This window comes from Candidatus Tectomicrobia bacterium (genome assembly GCA_016192135.1).
Taxonomy (GTDB): domain Bacteria; phylum UBA8248; class UBA8248; order UBA8248; family UBA8248; genus 2-12-FULL-69-37.
On record JACPUR010000013.1, the window covers coordinates 119,075 to 144,077 of the forward strand.

Annotated in this window: 20 protein-coding genes; 7 read left to right on the top strand and 13 right to left on the bottom strand. The window is 67.1% G+C overall.

Annotated features, from left to right (window positions below):
- Positions 1 to 150 precede the first annotated feature (150 nt).
- Positions 151 to 1,143 (bottom strand): ornithine cyclodeaminase family protein, encoded by a 993-nt coding sequence (locus tag HYZ11_04705; protein ID MBI3126885.1) that lies wholly within the window; start codon positions 1,141 to 1,143, stop codon positions 151 to 153.
- A gap of 225 nt (positions 1,144 to 1,368) precedes the next feature.
- On the opposite strand from HYZ11_04705, the gene HYZ11_04710 reads away from it, so the two are divergent.
- A complete protein-coding gene (locus tag HYZ11_04710; protein MBI3126886.1) occupies positions 1,369 to 3,312 on the top strand; it encodes a Glu-tRNA(Gln) amidotransferase GatDE subunit E in 1,944 nt (647 codons plus the stop codon).
- A 3-nt stretch (positions 3,313 to 3,315) separates the two neighbouring features.
- On the opposite strand, the gene gatD is transcribed toward HYZ11_04710, so the two are convergent.
- The gene (gene gatD, locus HYZ11_04715) at positions 3,316 to 4,710 is read right to left on the bottom strand and encodes a Glu-tRNA(Gln) amidotransferase subunit GatD (GenBank protein ID MBI3126887.1); all 1,395 of its coding nucleotides are present in this window, start codon (positions 4,708 to 4,710) and stop codon (positions 3,316 to 3,318) included.
- Between the two features lie 200 nt (positions 4,711 to 4,910).
- Complete coding sequence (locus tag HYZ11_04720) at positions 4,911 to 5,132, bottom strand: hypothetical protein (protein MBI3126888.1); 222 nt, start codon at positions 5,130 to 5,132, stop codon at positions 4,911 to 4,913.
- 406 nt (positions 5,133 to 5,538) lie between these two features.
- On the opposite strand from HYZ11_04720, the gene HYZ11_04725 reads away from it, so the two are divergent.
- Entirely contained in the window at positions 5,539 to 6,798 is a 1,260-nt protein-coding gene (locus HYZ11_04725) for an NAD(P)/FAD-dependent oxidoreductase (GenBank protein ID MBI3126889.1), read from the top strand.
- A gap of 43 nt (positions 6,799 to 6,841) precedes the next feature.
- Positions 6,842 to 7,462 carry a YceI family protein gene (locus tag HYZ11_04730; GenBank protein ID MBI3126890.1) on the top strand — a complete coding sequence of 207 codons (621 nt, stop codon included), beginning with the start codon at positions 6,842 to 6,844 and terminating at the stop codon, positions 7,460 to 7,462.
- 55 nt (positions 7,463 to 7,517) lie between these two features.
- Here HYZ11_04730 and mce read toward each other — a convergent pair whose 3' ends face one another.
- Positions 7,518 to 7,916 carry a methylmalonyl-CoA epimerase gene (gene mce, locus HYZ11_04735; GenBank protein ID MBI3126891.1) on the bottom strand — a complete coding sequence of 133 codons (399 nt, stop codon included), beginning with the start codon at positions 7,914 to 7,916 and terminating at the stop codon, positions 7,518 to 7,520.
- A gap of 87 nt (positions 7,917 to 8,003) precedes the next feature.
- The gene (locus HYZ11_04740) at positions 8,004 to 8,765 is read right to left on the bottom strand and encodes an SDR family oxidoreductase (GenBank protein MBI3126892.1); all 762 of its coding nucleotides are present in this window, start codon (positions 8,763 to 8,765) and stop codon (positions 8,004 to 8,006) included.
- A 533-nt stretch (positions 8,766 to 9,298) separates the two neighbouring features.
- Here HYZ11_04740 and HYZ11_04745 point away from each other — a divergent pair.
- Complete coding sequence (locus HYZ11_04745) at positions 9,299 to 10,900, top strand: hypothetical protein (protein MBI3126893.1); 1,602 nt, start codon at positions 9,299 to 9,301, stop codon at positions 10,898 to 10,900.
- A gap of 83 nt (positions 10,901 to 10,983) precedes the next feature.
- Here the strand turns inward: HYZ11_04745 and HYZ11_04750 are convergent, their stop codons facing one another.
- From HYZ11_04750 to HYZ11_04760, 3 genes are all read right to left on the bottom strand, one after another.
- Entirely contained in the window at positions 10,984 to 11,379 is a 396-nt protein-coding gene (locus tag HYZ11_04750; GenBank protein ID MBI3126894.1) for a RidA family protein, read from the bottom strand.
- A 102-nt stretch (positions 11,380 to 11,481) separates the two neighbouring features.
- Positions 11,482 to 12,159, bottom strand: coding sequence for a cysteine hydrolase (locus HYZ11_04755; GenBank protein MBI3126895.1), 678 nt, complete (start codon positions 12,157 to 12,159; stop codon positions 11,482 to 11,484).
- A gap of 47 nt (positions 12,160 to 12,206) precedes the next feature.
- Positions 12,207 to 13,019 carry an alpha/beta hydrolase gene (locus HYZ11_04760; GenBank protein ID MBI3126896.1) on the bottom strand — a complete coding sequence of 271 codons (813 nt, stop codon included), beginning with the start codon at positions 13,017 to 13,019 and terminating at the stop codon, positions 12,207 to 12,209.
- 251 nt (positions 13,020 to 13,270) lie between these two features.
- Between HYZ11_04760 and HYZ11_04765 the strand changes: the two genes are divergently transcribed.
- Together HYZ11_04765 and HYZ11_04770 are read left to right on the top strand one after the other, a co-directional pair.
- Positions 13,271 to 15,349, top strand: a complete 2,079-nt coding sequence (locus HYZ11_04765; GenBank protein MBI3126897.1) for a hydantoinase/oxoprolinase family protein — start codon at positions 13,271 to 13,273, stop codon at positions 15,347 to 15,349.
- On the top strand, positions 15,346 to 17,499 hold the full coding sequence (locus HYZ11_04770) for a hydantoinase B/oxoprolinase family protein (GenBank protein MBI3126898.1): 2,154 nt from the start codon (positions 15,346 to 15,348) through the stop codon (positions 17,497 to 17,499). The genes HYZ11_04765 and HYZ11_04770 overlap by 4 nt, the downstream gene beginning before the upstream one ends.
- Here the strand turns inward: HYZ11_04770 and HYZ11_04775 are convergent.
- The 5 genes from HYZ11_04775 to HYZ11_04795 all read right to left on the bottom strand — a co-directional run bounded on the left by HYZ11_04775 (position 17,480) and on the right by HYZ11_04795 (position 23,522).
- On the bottom strand, positions 17,480 to 18,622 hold the full coding sequence (locus HYZ11_04775) for an ABC transporter ATP-binding protein (protein ID MBI3126899.1): 1,143 nt from the start codon (positions 18,620 to 18,622) through the stop codon (positions 17,480 to 17,482). The genes HYZ11_04770 and HYZ11_04775 overlap by 20 nt on opposite strands.
- Before the next feature lies 1 nt (position 18,623).
- Positions 18,624 to 20,324 carry an iron ABC transporter permease gene (locus tag HYZ11_04780; protein MBI3126900.1) on the bottom strand — a complete coding sequence of 567 codons (1,701 nt, stop codon included), beginning with the start codon at positions 20,322 to 20,324 and terminating at the stop codon, positions 18,624 to 18,626.
- A 31-nt stretch (positions 20,325 to 20,355) separates the two neighbouring features.
- Entirely contained in the window at positions 20,356 to 21,399 is a 1,044-nt protein-coding gene (locus tag HYZ11_04785) for an extracellular solute-binding protein (protein ID MBI3126901.1), read from the bottom strand.
- Between the two features lie 37 nt (positions 21,400 to 21,436).
- Positions 21,437 to 22,228 carry an SDR family oxidoreductase gene (locus HYZ11_04790; protein MBI3126902.1) on the bottom strand — a complete coding sequence of 264 codons (792 nt, stop codon included), beginning with the start codon at positions 22,226 to 22,228 and terminating at the stop codon, positions 21,437 to 21,439.
- Positions 22,229 to 22,454: 226 nt separating this feature from the next.
- A complete protein-coding gene (locus tag HYZ11_04795; GenBank protein MBI3126903.1) occupies positions 22,455 to 23,522 on the bottom strand; it encodes a DUF4392 domain-containing protein in 1,068 nt (355 codons plus the stop codon).
- Between the two features lie 123 nt (positions 23,523 to 23,645).
- Here HYZ11_04795 and HYZ11_04800 point away from each other — a divergent pair, with 123 nt between their 5' ends.
- Positions 23,646 to 24,998 carry an MmgE/PrpD family protein gene (locus tag HYZ11_04800; GenBank protein MBI3126904.1) on the top strand — a complete coding sequence of 451 codons (1,353 nt, stop codon included), beginning with the start codon at positions 23,646 to 23,648 and terminating at the stop codon, positions 24,996 to 24,998.
- The last annotated feature ends 5 nt before the right edge of the window (positions 24,999 to 25,003 follow it).

Sequence of the window (25,003 nt, forward strand, 5' to 3'; positions counted from 1 at the left end):
CAACGGTGAATGCCAGAAGGGCAGCCTGGGTGACGGGGATTCGCAAGTGATTCCAGGGGCAAACGATAATCTGTGACGATGGAAAACTGTAGCATTTCTCGCCGGGCGGTTCAACGACACGCAATCCCGCCGGGAGAGGGCGGCCGAGGGCTACTTCGCCTTTTCCCCGAAAGGCATCTCGAGCCCCAGGCCCTTCTCGTTCGCCAGCCGGTAGATCCAATGGCCTATCCCGGCGTCGAGGATGCCCATGCCCGGAGACTCGTACAGGAGGATTTCATCGGTGCTCCGCCGGCCGGGCTTCTTGCCCGCCACGACATCGCAGAACTCGGCCGCGACGTCCTCGGGCTTGAACCTGCCGCTGGCCAGGAGGCCGGGGAAAGGCATCCGGGGCGGGGTGTCCCCGAGCACCTGCTCGGAGCCCGAGAGGAACACCCGCGAGCGCAGCACCGTCTCCTCGTCGAACTCCCCCGGGGCCAGCGACATGAACAGCACGCCCGGCTCCAGCCAGCTCCCCTCGAAGACGATGGTGTTCCCCGTGGTGGCCGTGATCATGATGTCGGCCCCCCTGACGGCCTCCCGGCCCGAGGCCGCGGGCGCCACCTCGATGGAAAGCTCCCGCTCCATCTCTTTCCGGAAGTCCCGCACGTTCTCGGGATTGCGGCTATATACCTGCACGCGCCGAATGGGCCGGACGGCCCGGACGGCCCGAGTCATGCCGCGCGCGTAGCGCCCCGTGCCGATGATGCCCAGGGTGCTCGACTCCGGGCGGGAGAGATACTTGGCGGCGACGCCGTAGGGCGCGGCGGTGCGGATGGCGTGGAGGTGGTAATCGGAAATGATCGCCACCATCTCCATGTCTTCCCAGGCGAACAGGCAGATGATCTCCGAGCGGTTGGTCCCCTTGTAGCCGGAATAGACGCGGACCGCGGCCACTCCCATGTCCGGGACCATCCCCGGCAGGATCCGGATGTTATGCCAGAGATGCCCCGGGAACTTCGGATGCGCCATCGTGTAGCGCTTCAGATGGTAGGTGCTGCCCTCGGATTGCTGCCGGAGCACCTCTTCGACGACCTCGACCGATTCGAGGCCCGCATCGCGGCCCTCCAGCACCTGGATGACATCGTTTTCCGAGAGTATTCGCATCCGCATCTCCCCGCGGGCCGCTTCAGCCGAGCCGAGTCCGCCGTTCCGGATCCTGATCTTGAATGTACGCGGGACGGGACGGCATCTTCTTCCTTGTCCGGCGGAAGATCAATGGGCCTGTGCGCGCCCGGCGCGGCATGCGCGATCCGCCCCGCGCGCGTTGAATCGGCGGCGGAGAGTGCCTAGAATCCCGCCCGGGGCCCTTTCAACCTCTGGGACAACCGCATGCCGAAGCTCGACTACGAAGCGCTGGGATTCCGTTCGGGGCTGGAAGTCCATTACCAGCTCCTGACGGATCGGAAGCTCTTCTGCAGCTGCCCCGCCGGGCGGTACTCCACCCGCTTCGACGCCGAGATCCTCCGCCACATGCGGCCCACTCTCTCCGAGTTGGGCGAGTACGATGGCACCGCGCTGATGGAGTTCAAGACCCGCAAGGAGGTCGTCTACCAGATCCGCAACGACTCGGTCTGCACATACGAGATGGACGACACGCCCCCCTTCCCGCCGGATCCGCATGCGGTCGATACCGCCCTGGAGGTCGCCCTCCTGCTCGGCTGCAGCGTCGTGGGCGAGATCCACATCACCCGGAAGCAATACCTGGACGGCAGCATCCCCACCGGCTTCCAGCGCACAGCCATCGTAGGGGTCGAGGGGAAGATTGTCCTTTTCTCCGGACAGGAGCTCCCGGTCGTCCAGGTCAGCTTCGAGGAGGATTCCTGCCGGGAGGTGAAGGACGAGGGGCACCGGATCGTCTTCCGGACCGACCGGCTGGGGATGCCCCTGGTGGAAGTGGTGACCTACCCGGAGATGCGGTCCCCCCGCGAGGTCGCCGAGGCGGGACGGCGGATCGGCCAGCTCCTGCGCTCCACGGGCAAGGTGAGGCGCGGGCTCGGCTCCGTGCGCCAGGACGTGAACGTGAGCATCGAGGGCGCCCCCCGTATCGAGATCAAGGGCGTCCCCCGCCTCCAGGCCTTCGAGCGCCTCACGCACAACGAGGCCCTGCGCCAGAAGGGCCTCCTCGAGATCCGGGAGCGGCTCCGGGGGCGCGGCCTGAGCGCCGATAAGCTGAACGTCACGTCCGTCCCCGCCCCGCCGGAATCGCTGGACCACCCCGTCCTCCAGAAGGCCCTCGGCCAGGGGAAAAAGGCGCGGGTAGTCCGCATCGCGGGCTTCGGGGACGTGATGGCCTGGCCCCTCCAGGAGGATCCCCGCGGGGAGGAGGTCCCCTTCCTGCGGGAGCTGACGGGCCGCGTCCGGGTCATCGCTTGCTTGGACGCGCCGCCCATCCTTTTCTGCCGGGAGGCCCATGACCCCCGCCATCCGGAGCGGCTGGGCGGCCCCTGCTGGGAGGCGGCGGCCCGGGCGGCCGGCGCCGCGCCCGGCGACGCCCTGCTGATCGCCTGGGGAACGGACGGGGATCTCGACACCGCCGTCCAGGAGATCGCCATACGTTGCCGGGAGGCGGCCGAGGGCATCCCGCAGGAGACGCGCCAGGCGCTGAAGGACGGCACCACCGATTTCGAGCGCATCCTGCCCGGGCCCGACCGGATGTACCCGGACACGGACCTCCCCCTCATTCCGGTCGAAGAGGAGCGCCTGGCCCGCCTCGAGGCGGAACTGCCGGTCACGCCCTGGCGGTGGGAGGAGGATTTCCGCGCCTGGAAGATTCCCGAGGACGCCATCGAGGCCTTGGTCGATTCCCCCCGCGCCCATCTGCTGGACCGGATCGTCCGGGAGACGGGGGCGCCCCCCGTCCTCGCCGCCACCGCCCTCACCCGCGATGCCAAGGCGCTCGGCAGGCGGAAGATCGACCTCGGCCGCTTGGGAGAAGACCGGTGGGTGGACCTCTTCCGCTCGCTGCAGGCGGGAACCTTCGGCCGGGAGGCCATCCCCGTCCTGCTAGAGGCGCTGGCCGCCTCTCCTGGCCTGACGGCCGCTCAAGCCGCCGAACAAGCCGGGCTCCGCGTGCTGGCGGACAGCGAACTGGGCGAGATTGTGGACGAGGCCATCGCCGCGCATGGGGAAGACCCCATGCACAACCCCGGCGAGGCTAACCGGCTCAGGTACTTGATGGGGCTTCTCATGAAGCGGGTGAGAGGAAAGCGGGACGGGAATGAGATTCTCGCCCTTCTCCAGAAGAGGTGGAAGGCGAGCCGGCCCTCGGCCTAATGATTACTTCAAGTACCGCCCGAGGGCGCTGTCCACCTCGGGCAGCCCTCCCTGGAGCACCAGATATCCGTTGGGCGGCTCGCGGTCGGTCATGTCGTCCGAGATCCGCGTCAGCATGATCCGGTTTACTTCCTCGATGTCCTTCGTCTGCCCGAGCGCCCAGCCGAGCTTCACGTAGGCGACCTCCGGCAGCATGTTCGCGAGCGGGACGACGCCGCGCGCCATCATGTCGCGCCCCGTGTCGTATACGTACATCTGCGCGTATCCCCAGAGGGTCTGGACGGTCATGTACATGGGGACCCCGGCCTTCTGGGCCTTCTCCAGAGCCGGATAGAGCGGCTTGTTGACGTGGCCGAGCCCCGTGCCGGCGATGACGATGCCCTTGTAGCCGTTGTCGATGAGCGCCTCCAGGACGTCGGGCTGCATGTTCGGGTAGTAGTAGAGAATCGCGACTTTCTCCTCGAATCGCGTCTCGAGCTTCACGCTCCGGTCCCGCCGCCTCGGTTTCCAGTCCGGCTTGATGGGGGTGACGGTATCGCCCTGCACCCGGGCCAGCGGAACGTCGCTCAGCGTCCGGAAAGTGGAGCGGTAGCTGCTGTGCATCTTCCGCACCCGGACGCCCCGGTGCAGGAGGCCGTACAGGTCGCTCGTGGGACCGAACATGCAGACCATCACTTCGGCGATGGGGCCCCTCGCCGCCGCGTTCGTCGCATGGATGAGATTGAGGGCGGCGTCGGAGCTGGGCCTGTCGCTGGACCGCTGCGAGCCCACCATCACGATCGGCACGGGCGGGTCCTGCACCATAAAAGTGAGGGCCGCGGCGGTGTAGTGCATGGTGTCGGTGCCGTGACCCACGACGATGCCGTCCACGCCGCTCTCGATCTCGCGCGCGATGGCCCGGGCCGTCCCGACCCAATGCTCGGGGCCGATGTTCTCGCTGAACACGCCGTACAGCTTGATGGTCTTGAGGTTGCAGATGTCGGCGAGCTCAGGCACGGCGCCGTACAATTCCCCCGGGGAGAAGGCGGGGATGACGGCGCCCGTCCGGTAGTCCAGCCGGCTGGCGATGGTTCCCCCGGTGCCGAGGAGGGTCACGTTCGGCTTCGCCGAATCGAAGGGGAACTCCTTCTCGGGAATCTGGTAATGGGCCTCCCGCCGCCCGATCTCCCGGATGGCCAGGACGTTGTCCGCCTTGATACCGACGTTGTAGCCGGTCACGAGCTTCAGGACGATGTGCTTATCATCCGCCGTCTCGGAGCGCGGAAGAACGATTCCACGGAACTTGCCGCGCGTCGTCTCGGCCTCGACCTCGCTCCAGACGCTGGCCTGGAACGACTTGAGCACCTCCCGGGCGCGGCCGCGGTAGCCCTTCAGGGAATCCGGCGGGGTCGCATTCATCGTCGCCTCCGCGGGGCCAGAGGAACGGTCGCAGGCCCTGCCATATCCGAAATCGCATGACACACCGCCGAACATACGTCATGCCGGCAAGGGAAGGCAATTCAAGGAGGAACCGATTTTCGCCACGAGGCCGGGGATTCGATGAAAAATGTGGAGGTTGGTCAGGCGGTAGATCGTCCTAATTCTCGCTTCAGGTGCGCTCAGCGGGCGCCGGTCAGCTCGCGTTCCGCCTTCGGGTAGGGGCAATGGCGGCATGCGCAATCGCAGCAGTACCCGCGTTCGATATGATGGGCCGCGGTGAAAACAGATTCGCCCGTGACCGGATCCGTGTATGCCGCGGCGCCTTGGCTCATGGCCTCCTGATGCGCCCTCCGGATGAGCTCTCTCTGCTCCGGAGACAGCAGCCTCCGCCGCCCGCGCATGCCTGTTCCTCCCGAATCGATCCTCGTCTCAACCGCCCCTGGCGCTTTGCCAGATGGGGCAAATGCAGCGTCGAGGTGCAACCCGGATGCCGGAGAAGAGCAGAGCGTGAGAAATAGGGGTAAACGGCTCTGAAATGACCGAATTTGTCATTCTTTTTGTAAATTGCCCAGCCGCAGGATGCCTTTTCCGATAACCGGCCACCAATTTGCGGCAGGGAAAACTGACTCAGTGTCTCCCGCCAGATTCGCATTTTTGTCACTATTTCAGATATGTCCATCCTTTGACTGATAATTTTCCTGCGGCCTTGTCCGCCTTTTTGGGATGGCCTTATTTTGTGGATTGGAGCACCATCGGGCGCCCTTGCCCGCTCGTTGCATCAGGTGGTCCCCGGCGGAGGAGATCGAGGTGCCAGGGCTTGATCATCAGCCATTCGATATCGCCATCGTGGGGGGCGGCCCGGCCGGGAGCGCCGCGGCGGCCGCACTGGCACGGCGAGGCTGGAACGTTCTCCTGCTGGAGAAATCTCCTGCTCCCGCGCCCAAGATTTGCGGCGAGTTCGTCTGCCCGCGGGCCCTGGAGATCATCGAGGAGATTGGCGCCCTTTCCGAAATCGAGGCGGAACCCCACCGCCAAGTGGCCGGCATGCTCCTGTCCACGCCGAGAGGCCTTCACATCGAGACAAGCTTCCCCGCCTATGGGGGGGCCCTCTCCGTCCGGCGGCTTGGCTTGTCCATGCCCCGCAACCGCTTCGACGGAATCCTGCTGGAGAACGCGCGGCGCCAGGGCGCCGATATCCGCCTCGGTACCCGGCTCTCTGGCATCCGCATGGAGCGCGGCGGAGCTGTGCTAACCCTCGCCGCAAGCCATGGAAGGACCGCCTTCCAGGCGCGGGCACGGCTGGTCATCGGGGCGGACGGGCGCGCCTCCTCCGTTTCCCGGCTGATGGGGCTCTCTCTCCCCCCGCGCGGCCGGGTGCGCGCGGTGGCGCACACCTACTTCGAGGGAGTCCGGGGGATGGGGGAACGCGGAGAGATGCATATCCTTCCGGGCGGCGCCTATTGCGCTCTCGACCAAACCCCGGCGGGACTCTGCAACGTCTCCTACGTGGACGATCTGGAAGCCCTTCGGCCGTGGCGGCGGGAGGAGGCGCTCCTGCGGGAGGCGTTCGGCCGGAATCCCCTCCTGCGAGAGAGATTTTCGAGCGCGAAACGCGCACGGCCGATCCGCGTGCTGGCCCCGCTCCAGGTCAGGTCGAAGCGCCCCGTTGCGGACCGGGTGATGCTCGTCGGCGATGCCGCCGGATTCTACGACCCCTTCACGGGGGAAGGCATCTATGCCGCCCTCCGGACGGCCATGATGGCAGCCGAAGTGGCGGACGAAGCCCTGGCCGGCGACCGGCTCTCCGTCCGGACTTTGGCGCGGTACGAATCGATGCGGGCGAAATGGATGGGGCCCAAGCTGCTCGTCTGGCGGTTCTTCCAGTCTCTCATTCGGCGCGATCGGCTGGTCGAACGCTTCGGGCGGGAGTTGGCCCGCCACCCCGAAATCGGGGATCTCCTGGTGGGGCTGACGGGGAATTACGTGCCCCCGCGCGCCCTGCTCCAGCCTTCGGTGCTGGCCCGGCTCGTGGCCGGGCTGGTGCCGTTCGCTTCTTTTTTCCCGTAGCGGCCCGGCATATCCCGCTGGGCGCTCGCCTGAAAGGAAAGCCATGCAGACGATGCGGAAGCGGAGCGCGTGGCGGTGCGCCGTGTTTTTCGCTTTCGCCCTCCTCGCAGCCTCCTCCGCCTCGGCGGCCTCATCCACCCCGTTGCCGCGGGGGACATTCGCCGTCATCCCCGCCCGGAGCGACGTGCGGGCCCGGGTCAGTTCCACTCTTCATGACTTCGATGTCGAAGCGAAGGTATACCGGGGCGAGGCGGTGATTTCCCGCGATTCGGGCAATCCCGTTCAGCTTTTCGTCGAATTTCGCGTCAAGGAGATGGTTTCGGGGAACTTTATGCGGGACCAAGTGATGCGGAGCGATGTCTTCGAAGACGCAAGATACCCCCTCGTCCGATTCCGATCCGAAAAGATTTCTTTGGCGGGGACCGGCCCCGAGGGCTCTCTCCGCTTCCAGGCGGAGGGAACGCTCAACATGCATGGCGTGGAGAAGAACCAGATAATTTCCATCTTCGTTTCTCCGGGCGGGGACCGTATCCTCGCCCGGGCGGAGTTCCCGCTCCGCATCTCGGACTATGGGATGAAAGTTCCCTCTCCCCTCCCCTTCCTCCACACGGAGGACGTGGTGAAGGTCACGGTCCGGATCGTCCTCCATCCCGGCGGGGATTGAGCCCGGCGCTTCGGCCCGGTTTTTCCGGTTTCCGCGCCCCTGGCGCCGGGGCCCGCTAAATATCCTCGACCAGCTCCCACAGCGTCCCCATGGTGCTCTTCGGCTGGATGAACGCGACCAGATGGCCGCCGAAGCCGGGCCTGGACTTCTCGTCGATCATCTGGAAGCCCTGCGCCTTCATCTGGGCGATGACTCCCTCGATGTTTTTCACGTCGTAAGCCACATGGTGAAGCCCCTCGCCGCGTTCCCGGATGAACCTGGCAAGGCTGGTGTCGTCCCGGAGGGGGGAGATGGGTTCGATGAGGTCCCCTCCCAGATCCATCATGGCGAGGTCCGCGCCGCCGTCCCGGCTCTTTTCCCGCGCGAGCAGCTTGGCCCCCATCTTCTGGTAGAGCGCGATGGCGGCATCCATGTCTTTCACAGCGATACCGATGTGGTGGATCTTGTTGAACATTGCGGTCTCCTGAGAGAGGCGGGCGGCCGGTCCGGCGTCATTCTGCCGCCGGCGGCCCAGGCGCGGCCGGATCGCTGTGGGAGAAGACTATCCCGTCATCGTCGCCCCATCGACCGAAATGATGGAACCACTCATGAAATCGTTCTCCGGGGACATAAGGAATACGACCGTAGCGGCTATGTGCTCGGGGTCGCCGAAGCGGCCGAGGGAGATCCCCCTCAGGCGCGTCTCCCTGTAATCCGGCTCCTCCGCCAGTTTCGCCTTCACGCGGCCGCTCGCCACGAGGCCGGGGGCGATGCAATTCACCTGTATCCCATAGGGGCCCAGCTCCATGGCCAGGCTCCGGGTGAAGAGCTCGAGCGCCGCCTTGGTGCCGCAGTAGAGGGTTCGCGCGGGCCGGGCATGATGGCCCGAGACCGAGCCCATCATGAGGATGTGGCCGCTCCGCTGGGGGATCATTCGCTTGGCCGCCTCTCGGCCGGCGAAGTAGAAGGATTTCGTGTTCACCTCGAACATGACGTCGATTTCCTCGTCCGTGACCTCGACGAGTGGCTTGAAGTTTCGTGTGCCCACGCAGTTGACGAGGATGTCGAGGCCGCCCAGGAAGGCGGCGCCCTCCGCGACAGCCGTTCCTCCTTGCCGCGAATCGCTGAAGTCATACCCCTTTCCATCCGCGCGAACGCCATGCGCCCGGCATCGCGCGGCTATCTCCTCGCGGGCTTGGGCGTTGGCTCCGCCCACCACCCAGACGTCCGCCCCTTCGGCCGCGAGCCGAAGGGCGATGGCGGCGCCCATGCCGGAGGAGGCACCCGTCACGACAGCCCGCTTCCCTTCCACTTTTCTTGGCATCGGCGAGGATTCCCCATTGAGGTTATGAATAGGCCCGACGGCCTTCCCTGTGGGAGGGAACTCTAGCAGAAAAACGCGGCGCGTCCGACATCCCGGCCCCATTTCTCGCGTGGCCCGCTCCGGCCCCCCGTTCCAGCCGCCGCCGGCGAAAGCACTCCAAAATGAATGTCTCTCCTGCATGAAAAAACGACCCGCCTCGTTCAGGGAGGCGGCGGTTTTTTCCCCGCGAGAACTAGGGATTAAAAACCTGAACTTCAGGAGAGTCCGCAAGCGCGCGCGCACTGCAACAAGCCACATTTCCTTCGGGGCCGCGCGGTCCCCGCCAGACGAGCCGTCATAACGCTGATGCTCTCGAATTTTCAGAATCGAGCCCGCCGCCTAGGACCACGGGCCCACCTTCCGCCATATTGGAAACAGGCGCGGCCGAGCGGCCAGCTTCGTAGAAGAGTTCGCCCCACGGATTCCGGCGGACACACAGCCCCGATTCCAAAGCACTTCCTGATTTCAAAGCACTTCCTGAGGAGGACCCCCAAATGCCAACGACAGCAGACCTGACAGTGGCGGGAATGCCCTTCACATTCTTCTTCGCCTCTGTCCTTGCCGGCATCGCCTTGGCCATCGGATTCCAGCTGCTGTTTACCCACTTGATGGCCGCCATCGGCCTCTCCGCGGCCAGCGCCGCCACCGATCCGGATGGAGCGCCGTTTTCACGAAACGGTGAAAATACGTATTACGAGAATCTGCGCAGGATTAACGCGATGTTCGGATTCTGGACATTGGTGACCGCCAGCATCTCCCTGTTCGGCGCCGTCTGGCTCGCCGTGGCGATGAATCCCTTTTTCTCGTGGATTCACGGAGTGGTCATCGGCTTGGTCGTATGGTCCGTGTCCTATCTCATCAGCGTCGGCATTGAGTGGAAGGTCGGCACTTCCATGCTCAGCATGATCGCGGGTGTCGCCCGGAGCAGCTTCCAGGCGCTCGCCGGGCTGACCAGCAGCGTTTTCGGGAGAAGCGAGGCCCGCAAGACGGCACGGACGGCGGACGCCATCGCCGCCTCGGTGCGGCAGGAGCTTTTCGGCAAGATGGACGTGCGACGCGAGTTGTACAGGTTCATTCGCGAGCTCCGGCCCGACATGCGCGATTTTCGCAAGGAGCTGGAGAGGCTGCTGGACGGGGTGGAGATCATCACAGTAATCCCGGAGGACGATAGATCCCGGATGGTCGCCACCGTCCGGACGGGGCCCCTGACCAGGGAAAAGGCGCGGACAGTGGCCTCGAGCCTCAAGAATCTCATCGGCGTCGCCAGGCAAGAAGCGGGCAGCGACAAGGCGCGGCACGAGAAAGTGGCCGACAGCCTGATGCGCGCGGCCGGCTTGTCTCCCAGAGAGGCCGAGGAAGCGCGGCACCGGCTGGAGGAATATCTCCGCCAGACGGGCAAGGAAGAGTTGAACCCCGAGGCCATCAAGCACGACCTCGAGAGAATGTTCCAGGACCCCAGGCGCGGCACCGAGATCCTGCGGGCGCGGCTGTCGCAGATCGATCGGAACACCGCCACTGCGGTGGTCGCCCAGCGGATGGACATGACCGAGGAGGAGGCGCGGAGAAAAGTCGACGCCTTCATGTCCACCATCGACAGCCTGCTGGGACGCTCGCGGGACGGCGGGAGCGGCCAGAACGGCTATACCGCGGCGAAGAGGCGCGCGCTGGATCAGATCGAGTCGTTCCTGGCCTCGCTGGACCAGCCGTCGGAACATCTCGACCCCGAGGCCGTGCGGGCGGAATTTGAGCTCCTCCTGTCGCAGCCGCTAGAGGGAGCGAAGGCCCTCTACCACCGGGCAAGGCAACTGGACGACGAGGAGCTTAAGACGCTGCTCTCGAGCAATCCCTACATCGCCCGGGAGGATATGGACCGGCTGCACAAGAAGTTCATCGAGACGCGGGACCAGATGGCGGCCAAGTTCGAGCAGATGCAGAAGGAGGTCGAGAAACGTACCGAGCAGCTCCGGCAGGAGACCCTCTACCACACGGATCAGATCCGCAAGACATTCTCGTCCGCCACGTGGTGGCTGTTCGGCACGGCGGTGGCGAGCGGGGTCGCGGCCGTCTTCGCGGGATACCTCGCGGCCACGATGTAAGCCGCCCAAAGCGGGCCGCACGCAGAACGACAAGCCCCCCTTCGCCGGGGGGCTTGTTTTTTGGGAATGCACCGGCCGCCGCCTCAGGGCAGGGGCACCACCGCTTCGATTTCGACCAGGAAGTCCGGATCGGCCAGAGCCGAGACAACCAGGAGGGTGTTCGCGGGGCGGTCCTCCTTGAAGAACTCCTGGCGCACCCGGCCCACCTCGTCGCGGTACTTGATGTCCGTGATGAAGACGGTGGTCTTAGCCACATCCTCCATCCGGCCGCCAGCGCCCTCGATCACCTGCTTCATGTTTTCGAGAATTTGCCGGGTCTGCCCCGCCGCGTCGCCTCTGCAAACGATGTTTCCCTCCTTGTCACGGGAGGTCTGCCCCGCCACGTAGAGGGTGCGGCCCGCCTCGGCGATGACGCCGTGGGAGTAGGTCTTCCCGCGCGGAACGAAGACGTCGGGCGGCTGATATGCGATTCGTCGCATCGGGTCCTCCACGTCATGGGAAAAGTATCGTTTGCGTCGAGAGTGGCTAGTTCCGGCCTCATCCTTCAACTCCTGCCGGCAATGCGCCAAAGCTGGGGATTTTTAACCCCGGCTCCTCCCCCTCAGCCTCTTCAGCACCTCCTCCGTCGTGAGGACATGGCAGAAGACCTGGTCCATCACGGCCAGGGCCATGTCGTGGAAATCCTGCCGAAGCGATGCGCACGCGTCCGAGGCAAGGATTACCCCGTAACCCCGGTCGTAGGCGTCACGGACGGTGGTCTCTACGCAATAGTTCGTGTGAACGCCGCAGCAAATCAGGCTCCGGATGCCCATGTAGCGGAGCATCTGGTCGATCTGGGTCGAAGTGAACGCACTGGTCGAGCTTTTGGTGAGGACGATTTCGTCCGGCCGGCGGGCAAGCTCCTCGAGAATTTCGATGTCGCGGGAATCCGGCGGCGCGTGGAAGCCCTTCTCCCGGTAGCTGGGGCTCAGGTCCCGGCCGTCCCGCGTCAGAGAGCCGATGCGGGTGTAGATGATTTCGAGCCCTTCGGCTCGGCAAGCGTCGAGGAGTTTCCGGGCGTTCGTGACGACGCCCGGGAGCTGACTCACGAAATACGCGCAGACATCCCCCTTCCCCTCGCGGCGCATCCGCCCGTAGATGCCGTGGTCGGGGCTGGCGTCGAGATACTGGAGATCGATGAGCAAAAGGGCGGTTTCGGCGGGATCGAGCCTGACCTCGCTCATCGGAGGAAAGCGGTTTTTGGATTCCCGAAAGTCCATGGGATGAGCTCCTTCAAGCGGAAAGCGCGATGGGGTGGAGGCCGCCGTCATTTCGGGGCGTCTCCGGCCCGGTCCGCCAGCTCCTCCAGAGCGGCAACGACCCGGTCGGGTGTCTCCACTGGCAGCATGTGCCCGGCCCCCTGGATCATCTCCAGCGCCGAATTCCGCAACTTCCCGTGCAGGGCGGCCATCGCGTCGGGGGCGACCAGCTTGTCCTCCGTCCCCCCGATGACCGTGCAGGGGCACTCGATTTCGCCCAGCCAAGGCGTCATGTCCTCGCGCCGCCGCATGGCGTCGTTGAGCAGGGCGACGCTGGCCGGGTCCTGGGAGGCGAAGTTCTGGAACGTTTCTTCGACGATGCGAGGGTTCGCCGCCGCGAAGCCGGGAGAGAACAGCCGCTTGACGTAATCCCGTGCCATGGGCGAGGTCCCCTCCTTGAGGACCAGGCGGTTCTGCTCCAGCCGCTCGGCTTGCTTCTCCGGGCTGTCGGCCGAGGCCCGCGTCCCGACGAAGCCGGCGGCGCTCACCTTACCAGGATGCCGGCGCAGCAGTTGAAGGAGTACGTATCCGCCCATCGAGAAGCCGGCCGCGGCCGCCGCCCGGACGCCCAGTGCATCGAGGAGAGCGGCGGCGTCATCCGCCAGCTGCGCCATTGTGATGGGGGAGCCGGGATCGGGATGCCTCGACCCGCCCATCCCCCTCAGATCGGGGATGAGCAGCCGGTATCTCTCCTTCAGACTCTCCGCCGGGGGCCGCCAGACCGTGTGATCGCGGGCGAAGCCGTGCAGCAGGAGCAGGGGCGGCCCGCTCCCCTGCTCCTCGAAGGCGATGTCCATTCCATTGGCGCGCACCGTTCTCAACCGAGCATCCTCCCGGCCGGAATTGCGCTCCGGCTCCACTCCATGGCGGCGCTTCACCGCCCGCGGGAAAAAGAGGCCGCCTCGCACAGATCGGGCCTTCCTCTCCCCAGACGCGATCCCAAGCGTGCGGGGGCGGATATTACCCTCAAACTCGCGAAATATCACTCGCTCCAGGCCCTCCGGTAGCCGAGACATCGCCCGCCGATCGCGTTATGCTGGCGTCATCATCCGCGTTCCACAGGAGAACCCGCATGTTCAACGTCGGGGTGGACATCGGCGGCACCTTCACCGATGTGGCCGTGGTCCGGGAGGGCGAGCGAACCATACTCGGGAAGGCACCAACCACGCCGGAAGATTTCCTCGTGGGCGTGATAGACGCGCTCGAGGATGCGGCCCGCCAGATGGGCCTCTCCCTGGGCGCCTTGTTGAGCGAGGCCCGGCTCCTCGCCCACGGCACCACCATCACCTCGAACGTGCTCTGGACCCGCTCGGGGCCGCCCGTGGGTCTCCTCGCCACGCGGGGATTCGCGGACCAGCTCCTCATCATGCGCGGCATCGGGCGGGTGGCGGGGCTTTCCCTCGCCGAGCGGCGGCACTACCGCGCCACGGACAAGCCCGAGCCCCTCGTCCCGCGCAAGCGCATCCGCGAGCTGGCCGAGCGGGTGGATTCCACGGGGGCGGCGCTCGTGCCCCTGGACGAGGCCGAGGCGCGCGAGCGGATCCGGGACCTCGTCGAGCGGGAGGGCGTCGAGGCGCTCGCCGTGGGCCTCCTGTGGTCCTTCCGCAATCCCGCGCACGAGCGCCGAGTGGCGGCTCTAGCGGAACGGGAGTTCCCGGGCTTGCGGGTGAGCCTCTCCTCTGAAGTGTCGGGCCGGCTGGGGGAATACGAGCGCACGGCCACGGCGGTGCTCAACGCCTACGTGGGCGGGGCCATGGAAGGCTATCTCGAACGCCTCACCGGACGTCTGAGAGAGGAGGGCCTCCGGCAGCTTCCCCTCGTCGTCCAATCGAACGGAGGCCTCACTCCGGCGGGGGAGGTAATCCCCGTCCGCACCATCGAGAGCGGACCCGCCGCGGGGGTGGTAGGGGCGGCGCGCTTGGCGGAGGAGCTGGGCCGCCCCAACCTCATCGCCACCGATGTGGGCGGCACCACTTTCAAGGTCGCCCTCATCCAGGAGGGCCGCTGGGAGCTCGCAGCCGAGACTGTGCTCACCCAGTACCACGTGCACGTCCCGATGGTGGATCTGGTGTCGATCGGGGCGGGCGGGGGCTCCATCGCCTGGGAGGACGAGGGACGCCTGCGCGTGGGTCCGCGCTCGGCGGGGGCGGTGCCGGGTCCCGCCTGCTACGGGACGGGAGGCTTGGAGCCCACCGTGACGGACGCCGATCTCCTGCTCGGGACGCTCAATCCGCGGAATTTCCTGGGCGGCCGAATCAAGCTCGACCCCGAGGCCGCGCGCGCGGCTTTCGCCCGGGGTGTGGCCCCCCGCTTCTTCGACGGAGACTCCATTCAGGCGGCGGCGGGGGTACGCGCGATCATCGACGCCCAAATGGCCGATCTCATCCGCCGGGAGACGCTCGAACGCGGCCGCGATCCGGGGGATTTCGCCCTGATCGCTTATGGCGGGGCGGGCCCTGTACACGCCCACGCCTACGCAGCCGAGGCGGGCATCTTCGAGATCATCGTGCCCTACCAGGCCACAGTGCTGAGCGCCTATGGCGCGGCGGCGGGCGGGATGCGCTACACGGTGGAGCGGTCCCTCACGGTGCGCCTTCCGGGCGGGGCCGGGGCCGCCGCGGAGGTCTTCGCCGACCTCGAGGCCGAGGGGTCGCGCCGCCTCGCCCGCGCTGGGGTGGGCGAGGGGAGCGGGCGCTTTGAGCGGTGGGCGGCGATGCGGTGGCGGCGCCAAGTGCACAGCCTGGCGGTGCCCTTCCCGCCCGGCCCCGTGACCGAGGAATCCCTGGCCAGGGCGCGGGCGGATTTCGCCGCCGAGTACGCCTCCCGCTACGGAGAGGGCTCCGCCTACACCGAGGCGGGGGTGGAGATCGCCCGCTTCTGGATCAACGCGCTGGGACCCGCCATGCCCGCCGCCCCGGCCTCCCCGCCCGCCCCGAAGAAGGCCGCCGTCCCGGCCGGAAGGCGCCCGGTCCACTGGGGCGGGGGCTTTGTCGAGACGGCCATCTATGATGGCCCCCGCTTGCCGGAGGGGGCCATCATAGATGGCCCCGCCGTGATCGAGCATCCGGGAACGGCCATTGCCCTTCCCCTCGGCGCCCGCGCGGTCGTGGACTCGGCGGGGCACACTCACATCCGGCTGGAGGCGCGATGAACCCCGTCCAGTTCGAGGTCATCTGGCACCGCATCCTTCAGCTCGCCGACGAGATGGGCATTCACTACCTGCGCTGCTCGGGCAGCCAGACGGTGGTGACCGGGAACGACGGCGCGACGGCGGTCATGCTCCCCGACACGAGCCTGGTGGCCATCGGCCCTTATATCGCCACCCAGTCGAACGTCCTCCCCCTCATCGTGCAGAGCGTCCAGCGGATGTGCGCGGAGAACCCGGGCATCGGCGAGGGCGACGTCTTCATCTGCAACGACCCCTACTGCGGGGCGATCCACCATGCTGACGTGGCGGTGGTGGCCCCGGTCTTCGCCGAGGGGAAGTTAATCGCCTGGCTGGGCGTGAGCGGCCACCAGCTCGACATCGGCGGCATGGAGGCGGGAGGCTTCGCCATCCACGCGGTGGACACGCACCAGGAGGGCCTCCGCATCCCGCCCGTCAAGATCGTCGAGCGGGGGAGGCTTCGCGAGGACATCTTCCGCTGGGTAATCAACCAGGTGCGCGACCCCCTGGTGGGTCTCGACGTGAAGGCCCAGCTCGCGGCCATCGCGGTGGGGGAGCGGGGGCTCAAGGCGCTGGCGCGGCGCTACGGGGAGGCGGTCGGGGAGGTGATGCGCGGCAGCATCGACTACGTGGAGCGGCGCTTCCGCGAGCGGCTCAGGAGCCTGCCTGACGGGGAGTGGAAGGAAGTCCAGTTCATCGATCACGACGGCCACGCGCCCGATATCTACCGCATCGAGCTCAAGCTGACCAAGAAAGGGGACCGGCTCATCTTCGACTACACCGGCACCAGCCGGAACGCCCGGGGGCTCATCAACAGCGCCTATTCGGGGCTCCTGGCCGGGGTGCTGTGCGGCACCTACATCCAGCTCGCTTACGACCTCCCCTGGAACAAGGGGATCCACAACTGCATCGAGATCGTCACGGAGAGCGGGACGGTGAACAACTGCGCCTATCCCGCGCCCTGCTCGATGGCCACCATCTCGGCGGTCATCGTCACCATCGATACGGTCTTCGGCGCCATCGGGCGGATGCTCCTTGCCAGTGAAGAGCTGCGCGGGGAGGCCATGGCGATGTGGACGGGCTCCTCGATGGGCCCCATCGTGGCCGGCACCTCCCAGCACGGCCATCCCTTCGTCTACACCGAGATGAGCCACTTCGCCGGAGGCGGCGGGGCGCGCACCGGCAGGGACGGGGTGGACACCGGCGGGATTGTCTTCAACACCACCCCCAACGTCTCGAACGTGGAGGAGATCGAGAACGATTTTCCCCTGCTCTACCTCTTCCGCCGCCACCTCTCGGATTCGGGCGGGCCGGGCAAGTTCCGGGGCGGCATGTCGGCCGAGCTCGCCTACGTGGCCTGGCGGGCGCCCGAGGGCCGGCTCGAGGGAAGCTTCGCGGGGACGGGGGGCGAGATGCCCAACGCCATTGGCCTCTCGGGGGGCCTCCCCGGCGCGGCCATCCGTCTCATCGGAATTTCCGAAAGCGGGGTGCACGACGCCCTGGAGCGGGGGGAGATGCCGCCCTCGCGCCTGGAGGACATCCCGGGCCGCCGGAAGGCTCTCCCGGTCAAGCACCCCCGGCGCGCCTTCGGGCGCAACGAGGTCTGGTACCACAACTGGCAAGGCGCGGCGGGCTACGGCGACCCCATCGAACGCTCCCCGGAGGCGGTGCGCCGCGACCTGGAGGGCGGGGCCGTCTCCCCCGCCTGCGCCCGGGACGTCTACGGCATCGTCCTCACCCCGGACGGGAGGGTGGACAAGGCCGGCACGCGGGCCCAGCGGGAGGAGCTGCGGCGCCTTCGGCTGGGCGGCCGCGCTCCGCGCCCGATGGGCTTCGAGCCTCCCGTCGGGGCGCGCCGCATCGGCGAGGCGCTCTGGCTGGCCGGGGGCCGGACGCTCTGCGGGCGCTGCGGGGAGGCGCTCGGGACGGCGGCCGAGCCCCTCAAGGCGGCGCGGGTGATTTCCGGACCGACCGAAGAGGCGGGCCCGGTGCGGGGGGAGATGTACCAGGCGCTCTACGGGCGGCGGCTTTTCTCGCTGCGGCGCGAAGTGTGCCCGGGCTGCGGGGTCCAGCACGAGGCCCGGGTGATAATGGAGGGGGCCCCGCTGCCTTACGTCAGGCTCGAGGAGGATTAAGAGGAGCCGCTTCCCCGCCTTGCCCGTTTCCGGCCGCGAAGTATCTGATTTTGTCCGGGTCGAGCCGCACGAAGACGGCCGCCCCGATCTCGTAGGGAGCGTCCTTCGGCGCCTGCGCCCGGAGCATCGTACCGCCCACCTGGATGCGGTAGTCGAGGAAGGAACCGAGGAACGACCGGTCCCTCACCACCCCAGGCAGCGTGTTGGGCGCCTCGCCCTCCCTCCCATGCAGGAGCTGGATGTCCTCGGGCCGGATGTTGAGGGTGACCTCCGCCCCGGCGGCAGGGCGCCCCGAGGCGCCGCCCGCGGGCGCGACCTCGACCCGCCCCATTCCTTCCACCTCCACGGCGGCGCCCGCGCCCGTGCAGGGCCCGGCCAGGCGTCCGCGCAGGAAATTGGTCAGCCCCACGAAGCCTGCGACGAAGGGGGTCGCGGAGCGGATGTAGATGTCATCAGGGGGGCCGATCTGCTCGATGAGGCCGTGGTTCATCACCACGATGCGGTCCGCGATGACCATGGCCTCGCTCTGGTCATGGGTGACGTAGAGCATGGTGATGCCCAGCCGGCGCTGGATTGCCTTCAGCTCGAAACGCATCTCCTCGCGGAGGGTGGCGTCGAGGTTGCTGAGGGGCTCGTCCAGCAGGAGGATAGAGGGGGAGATGACCAGCGAGCGCGCCAGCGAGACCCGCTGCTGCTGGCCGCCGCTCAGCTCCCCGGGGTAGCGGCTCCCCAGGCCCGAGAGCTGCACCACCGCGAGCATCTCGTTCACTCGGGTTTCGATCTCCCGCTTGGGAACGCGGCGGAGCTTCAGGCCGTAGGCCACGTTCTCGAACACCGTCCGGTGGGGCCAGACGGCGTAGCTCTGGAACACCAGGGCGACGCCCCGCTGGTGGGGCGGCAACGAGCTCACCGTGCTGGCGACCGGCTTCCCATCGATGAGGATGCGCCCGCCGTCCGGCCGCAGGAAGCCCGCCACCATCCGCAGCGTAGTGGTCTTGCCGCAGCCGCTCGGGCCGAGCAGGACCACACACTCTCCTCCCGCCACCGCGAAGGACACCCCCCGCACCGCGGCGAAGTCGCCATAAGATTTCCTCACCTCATCGAGGATGAGTTTCCCGGCCATTCTAGCGGCTCCTCAGACCGGCCCGCGAAAGCATCCGCTGGGAGGCGGTGGTGAGCGCTAAGCCACCCGCGATTACGAGGGTCGAGAGGGCGGCCATGGGGGGGAAGAGGTTCTCCTCCGAGAGCTCGTAGATGGACACCGCGATCACCTCGTTCCCCCCCGAGTAGAGCAAGATCGAAGAGCTGAGCTCGCGAACCATGATCACGAAGACGGTGATTGCCCCCGCCACCAGGCCAGCGCGGAGGAGGGGGAGGTCCACGTCGAACAGCGCCCGGACGGAGGAGGCGCCGACCGTCATGGCCGCTTCGGAGAGATCCTTCCCGATCTGACGGAAGGCCCCGCGCGCCAGCATGAAGACGAGGGGCGTCCCCTTCACCGTGTAGGCGATGAGGAGAATCCAGACGGTCCCGTAGAGATGCGCCGGGGCACCGCCAAACGCGAAGATGAGCCCGGCCGCGAGGGCGATCCCCGGGAAGCTGAACGAGAGGAGCACCAGGAGGGTCAGGAATTCCCGCCCGGGAAGGTCCGTCCTCGCCACGATCCAGGCCAGGACGAGCGCCACCACGGCCGAGAGCATGGCGGCAGCGGCGGCGAGGAAGAAGCTGTTCTTAAGCCCCGCCCGGGTGAGATCGGAGTCGAACAGGACGAACCAGAAGTTCTGGAGGCTCAGGTTCGCGGCCGTCAGGGGCATGCCGAATACCTTGACGAGCGAGATGGCGAGCAGGGTGACGAAGGGAAGGACGATGGTCACGCCGAGCACGAGCAGAGCGTAGCCCCCCAGGAGGTAGCGCCACCTCCCCAGATCCAGCCGGTTCGGATGGGAGGCCGCCCCGGCGATGGTCACGAACTGCCGGCGCCGAAGCATGCGGCGCTGGAGGCCCAGAACGGCGATGGTCACCAGGATCATGGGCACCGCGACGGCGGCGGCGAGCTCGAACTTGGGCGGGGCGGAGAAGAGGGTGTAGATGCGGGTGGCCATCGTATAGAAGTGGAAGGGCATCCCGATCATGGCCGGCGCTCCGAAGATCGCGATGGAATCCAGGAAGATGAGAATGCACCCGGCGAGTATCCCCGGCAGCACCAGGGGCAGCGTGGTGGAGAGGACGGTGCGCAGCTTGGAGGCCCCTAGCATGTCCGAGGCCTCCTCCAGCGCCGGATCCATGTTCTCGAGGGCCGTCACCGTGCTGAAGTAGACGAAGGGATAGAGGTGGGCCGAGAGCACGAAAACGAGCCCTTGGATGGAAAAGATGTTCATGGGGCTCGACTCGAGCCCGAGGAGGTCCCGGAGAAATACATTGATGTACCCCGCGCGGGGCCCGAGAAGGATGATCCAGGCCACCGCGCTCAGGAAGGAGGGGGTGGTGAAGGAAACCACCACCATGAGTGGAACGAATCGACGGAAGGGCATGTTCGTCCGCGCCACGCCCCAGGCCAGCGGCACCCCCATCACCAGGGAGATGCCGACGCAGCCGGCTCCCACCCAGACCGAGTTCACCAGGGAGCTCAGGATCTCCCGGTCGGTGAACACCTGGATATGGTTGGCGAGAGTGAAACTTCCGCCCGGCGACTGGAAGCTCCGGGCGAAGAGGATGCCCAAGGGGTACACGACGAGCGCGGCGAGCACAGCCGCCGCGGCGAGAAAGAGTGCAAGCCGCCCCTTCTCCCCGCGAAGGGCCCCAAGCCATGAATGCCGTGCAGCCATGCCTTCGCCGGACATCCCGGGCCCGCCGCCGCTACTGGGTCATGATCTTCTTGAAATTCTCGGTGATGCTCTTCTTCTCTTTCTCCCATTTCCCGAAATCGATGGGCATGAAATTCAGATCGGTCAGGGCGGGGTTGCCCTTCGGAGACTTAACGTCCGTCCGGGCCGAATAGAAGGCCTCGGGAATCTGGGTCAGGAACTCCTGGTTCTCCACGGAGGTGTAGTAGCTCAAGAAAAGCTTGCCCGCGTTGGGGTTGGGGGCTCCCTTCGTCAGCCCGGCGTAATGGACGTAGAGGATGGGCCCCTCCTTCGGGAAAACGATCTCGAAGGGCTGGCCCTGGTTCACCTGCGCATGCAGGTAGAAGGACAAGGCGAGGGCCGCGACTGGAGCCTCCTTGGTGGACATCATCTTGGGCGTGGCCCCAATGCTCTGGGTCATAAGGGGCTTGTTGGCGGCGAGCTTCTTATAGTAGTCCCAACCGAACTTGTCCTTGAGGACCATGATCGTCATGCCAGTCGAGCCCGAATAGGCGGGGTCGGAGTGGCCGAGCATGCCCTTCCACTTGGGATCCGTGAGGTCCTGCCACGATTTGGGGCCCTGGTCGGACGGCACCACCGCCTTGTTGAAGCCGAACACGATCATGAGAGGGAACAGCGGCAAGAGCACGCCCTTGGGATCCCGGAAGCGCTTGTCGAACTTGTCCTCCCACGGCACGTTGAAGTCCGCGAACCGGCCCTCGTCGCGCCACTTGAAGAGGATGGCCGGGTCGGAGAACGAGATAGCGTCCGACCGCTGGATGCCCGCCTGCTTCTCCGCCTCGACCATCTGAATGATCTGGTTCGTCCCCTTCCGGACGAGCGTGACCGGGATGCCGAACTTTTGCGTGAAATTCTTGGTGATCTTGAGAGACACCTCGCGTGACATCGAGGTGTAGTAGACGACCTTCCCCTCCTTCTTCGCCGCGGCGACCAGCTTGGGATCGTACTGCTCGGCCGCGCACGCGCTCGGCGAAAAAGCCGGGAGCGCCGCCGCGGCCCAAATAACAGCGAGGAGGACGGCGATTCGGTGCCTCATGAACATTCTCCTTCTTCTCGGGTGACTCTCTTTTCGGTCAGATGTAGTGCGACGCGCCGCCGTCCACTTCCACCGTGACGCCGGTGACGAAGCTGGCGCGCCCGGAGGCGAGGAAGACCACCACATTGGCCACTTCCTCCGGGGTGCCCAGGCGGCCCAGCACCGAAACGCGCTCCCGGTTGCGCTTCGCCTCCTCGACGGAGATGCCGAGACGCTCCGCGATCCAGCCGATGCGCTCCGGCATCCCCTCGGTGAAGATCGGTCCGGGGCATACGTTGTTCACGAGGACGCCGTGCTTCCCTCCCTCGTGCGCGAGCGTCTTGGTGAAGCTGTTCAGGGCCGCCTTCGTCAAGGAGGTGGCCATGTCGCCCGGTAGGTGGACCTGCTTTCCGGCCAGGCCGGTGATGTTGATGACGCGCCCCCCGCCGTTCCGGGTGAGGTAGGGCCAGGCGGCCCGCGAGCCGCGGATGGCGCTCATCACGTTGCGGTCGATCTCCTTTTGCCAGTCCGCGTCCGATATCTCGGCGATCCCGGCCAGCTTGATTTGCCCCACGTTGTTCACCAAGATGTCGAGGCCGCCCATGGCCTCGGCCGCCTGCTTCACGACGCGTTCGCAATCCTCGCTCCGGCTCATGTCCGCGCCGAAACTGAAGACCTGCGCTCCCGTTTCTTTTTGGATTTTCTCGGCCGCCTGCCGGAGCGGTCCAGGACGCCGGGCGCAGATGGCCACCTGGGCGCCCTCCGCCGCCAGCCCCAGCGCGCAGGCGCGCCCGATGCCCTCGCTGCTCCCCGTGACAAGGGCGCGCTTGCCCCTCAAGCCCAGATCCATGCCGTCCCCTCCGGTCGACCGGCCTCGCCCGATTTCATTTTGGATGGGCCCACCATAGCACAAACCATGGGACGCCGGAATCGGAGCTCCCGAGATTAGGCGCCGCCCGCCTTTTTTCGGATTCGCAAGAATAAAGGACCCATGCTCCCTCCTCCCCCGCCACTTGGAGGCACGGGGGGAGAACGGAAGTTCCATGAACTGGATCGCCGAAGCCTAAGCGGATGCGTCAGGCGAGGTGGGGTGCCGTCCGTTTCGGGTCGGCCGCATTAAACCCCTGCTGGACGGCCGCCGAAATCAAATCGACCACTGCCAGGCTCGTCTCCATCGGGAGGCCATCCACGCTCGTCCCCACCCAGCCCTCGATACCGTCCACCAGTCCGGCCGAGGCCGCCGCCTCCAGGAGACGGCGTTCCCGCGCAGAGGTATGCAAGAGGGCGCCGTTGCCCGTCAGCATCGCGAGGCATCCGGCCAGGGCGGCGGCGCCCCAATTGGAGACGTCCGCAATCAGGGCCACCTCCGCCGCCGTGCGAGGCGCCGTCCCGCCCCCGCAGGGGCAGCGGCACTGCTTCCCGAAGGGGAGGTTCTCCCGGATCACTTCCGCGAAAGCGCCCAGGCCCGACTCGTTCCCCGCATCCCCGATGGCGACGGTGAGAACCCCCCGCCGTTTGGCTTCCTCGATCAGGAAGTCCGCCTTCGCCATGGGCGCGGTGATGTCCTCGCCGCGAAGGCTGTGGATCACCCCTTTATCGTTCATCCCCCCCTTCTCGATTACCACGACGGCGGCCGGCCGGTACTCGTCCAGGAGCTCAGCCGCCCGGGCCTTCGCCGCTTCCATCCCGGAAGGAAAACCCATGACCCCCGCGACGTGGACCGACCCGAGGGATCTTATGCCTCTCTGAGCGGCGGCCCCGTCCAGGGCCCTGAGGCCCGAGGCCTCCACCACAATCCGCATCGAGGGCAGGAGCGGCTCCTCGAAAAGCAGGAGCGGCACCGCCCGGAAGCCCTCGTGCAAGGCTCGGGCGATGACGGCGGCGCCCGGGGGGCCGTCCGTCTCGGCGATGCCGGAGTCGACCATGGGCCGGTTCGGCCAGCCCGAGCACACCACCGCCACCCGGCCCGGCTCGCCGAAGGCCCGGGCCAGCCGCTCGGCCGCCAGCAAGGTCGGCGAGCCTCCGTAGAGGTCGCGGGCGGCGCGGTACAGCAGAGGCACGCGCCGCTTGTCCGGAAGATCGGAGGTGACTAGCTGATCGATCCGCTCCGCGGTGCGCGCCAGGATTCCCCTCTCGATGGCCAAGGTGACACCTCCGCCCGAAACGCCGAAAAAAACCGATTTTCTTGCCGACAGCCGGGTCCTATCATAGACTACGCTAGAGACGTGTTGGAACCTTGCGCCGAAACTTTCCCCGCCGAGGCCGACGTGAGCCCTTTCACCCTCCAGCTGGCCGAACGGGTGGCCTCCCTCCGGCTGGAAGGCGTGCCGCGCCCCGTCCTCACCCATGCCCGGCTGTGCGTCCTGGACGCCTTGGGGTGCGCCCTCCGAGGCAGCCGCGAGCCGGCCGCTCGCTTGGTCCGGGCGCTCGCGGAGCGGGAGGGCGGGAGCCCCGCCGCCTCCGTCTGGGGATGTCCGCTCAGGACTGGCAGCCTGCAAGCCTCCCTTCTCAACGCGGTCTCGGCACATGCCCTCGATTTCGACGACACCCACCAAGGCGTCCCCGTCCATGCGACCGCGGCCGTGCTGCCCGCGGCCTTCGCGGCGGCGGAGCTGGCCCGGGGGACAATCGGGGACCTGCTGACGGGATATGTGGCAGGGGCGGAAACCGCCATCCGCGCGGGGCTGGCGCTCGGGCGCTCCCACGTCGCCGGGGGCTGGCATCCGACCGGCACGGTGGGGACCCTGGGGGCCGCGGCCGGCGCCGCGCGCGTCCTGGGCCTGCCGCCCGAAAAGGCCGCCCAGGCGCTGGGGCTCGCCGCGACCCAGGCGGCTGGCTTCATGAAGGCGGTCACGGGCACGATGGCCAAGCCGCTCAACGCAGGAAAGGCCGCGATGAACGGCCTCATGGCCGCTCTCCTCGCCCAGGGCGGATTCACCGGCCCCGCCGACATCCTGGCGGCCGGCTCGGACTTCGCCACGGCCTTCAGTGAGGGCTACGACCCAGCCAGGCTTCCCTTCGGCGGAGCCCATGGCTGGGAAGTTTCGAACATCGCCATCAAGCTCTTCGCGTGCTGCTCCCTGGCACAGGCGGCGCTCGAGGCCGGGCGGGCCATCCGGCGAGAACACCGCCTGGACAAGAATCTCATCTCGGAAGCCGAACTCCGGGCGAACCCCCGGCAGATGGAGGTGGCGGGTATTCCCCGCCCCCGCACCGGCTCCGAGTCCAAGTTCAGCCTCGCCTACTGCGCGGCGGTGGGCCTGGGAGGCGGAACGGGCGGGCCCGGCGACTTCGAGGACGAGTCGCTTCTGTCGCCGGCGGTCATGGCGCTGATGGAGAGGATGAGTGTGCGGAGCGACCCGGCCCTCTCGGAAGTGTCGGCGCGAATCCGGGTGAGGACGGCGGGGGGGGAGACGCTCGAGAAATTCGTCGAGGTCGCCCGTGGAAATTCCGGCAACCCCGCGTCGGCGGAGGAAGTGCAGGAGAAATTTCGGTCCCTGGCGGAACCCGTGGCGGGCGAGGCGGCGGAGCGGATTATTACGCTGGTCCTAGAGGATGATTCCCTGCGGTTTCCCGTGAAAGTGCTGGCGGAGGCGCTGGCCGCACCCACGCGGGGATGAGCAAT

Excerpts from the sequence above, each read along its gene's own strand:
- HYZ11_04710 (MBI3126886.1), top strand. The coding sequence starts at position 1,369 with ATGCCGAAGCTCGACTACGAAGCGCTGGGATTCCGTTCGGGGCTGGAA.
- HYZ11_04780 (MBI3126900.1), bottom strand. The coding sequence starts at position 20,324 with ATGGCTGCACGGCATTCATGGCTTGGGGCCCTTCGCGGGGAGAAGGGG.
- HYZ11_04775 (MBI3126899.1), bottom strand. The coding sequence starts at position 18,622 with ATGGCCGGGAAACTCATCCTCGATGAGGTGAGGAAATCTTATGGCGAC.
- HYZ11_04785 (MBI3126901.1), bottom strand. The coding sequence starts at position 21,399 with ATGAGGCACCGAATCGCCGTCCTCCTCGCTGTTATTTGGGCCGCGGCG.
- HYZ11_04705 (MBI3126885.1), bottom strand. The coding sequence starts at position 1,143 with ATGCGAATACTCTCGGAAAACGATGTCATCCAGGTGCTGGAGGGCCGC.
- HYZ11_04790 (MBI3126902.1), bottom strand. The coding sequence starts at position 22,228 with ATGGATCTGGGCTTGAGGGGCAAGCGCGCCCTTGTCACGGGGAGCAGC.
- HYZ11_04730 (MBI3126890.1), top strand. The coding sequence starts at position 6,842 with ATGCAGACGATGCGGAAGCGGAGCGCGTGGCGGTGCGCCGTGTTTTTC.
- HYZ11_04750 (MBI3126894.1), bottom strand. The coding sequence starts at position 11,379 with ATGCGACGAATCGCATATCAGCCGCCCGACGTCTTCGTTCCGCGCGGG.
- mce (MBI3126891.1), bottom strand. The coding sequence starts at position 7,916 with ATGTTCAACAAGATCCACCACATCGGTATCGCTGTGAAAGACATGGAT.
- HYZ11_04765 (MBI3126897.1), top strand. The coding sequence starts at position 13,271 with ATGTTCAACGTCGGGGTGGACATCGGCGGCACCTTCACCGATGTGGCC.
- gatD (MBI3126887.1), bottom strand. The coding sequence starts at position 4,710 with ATGAATGCGACCCCGCCGGATTCCCTGAAGGGCTACCGCGGCCGCGCC.
- HYZ11_04770 (MBI3126898.1), top strand. The coding sequence starts at position 15,346 with ATGAACCCCGTCCAGTTCGAGGTCATCTGGCACCGCATCCTTCAGCTC.
- HYZ11_04755 (MBI3126895.1), bottom strand. The coding sequence starts at position 12,159 with ATGGACTTTCGGGAATCCAAAAACCGCTTTCCTCCGATGAGCGAGGTC.
- HYZ11_04740 (MBI3126892.1), bottom strand. The coding sequence starts at position 8,765 with ATGCCAAGAAAAGTGGAAGGGAAGCGGGCTGTCGTGACGGGTGCCTCC.
- HYZ11_04745 (MBI3126893.1), top strand. The coding sequence starts at position 9,299 with ATGCCAACGACAGCAGACCTGACAGTGGCGGGAATGCCCTTCACATTC.
- HYZ11_04720 (MBI3126888.1), bottom strand. The coding sequence starts at position 5,132 with ATGCGCGGGCGGCGGAGGCTGCTGTCTCCGGAGCAGAGAGAGCTCATC.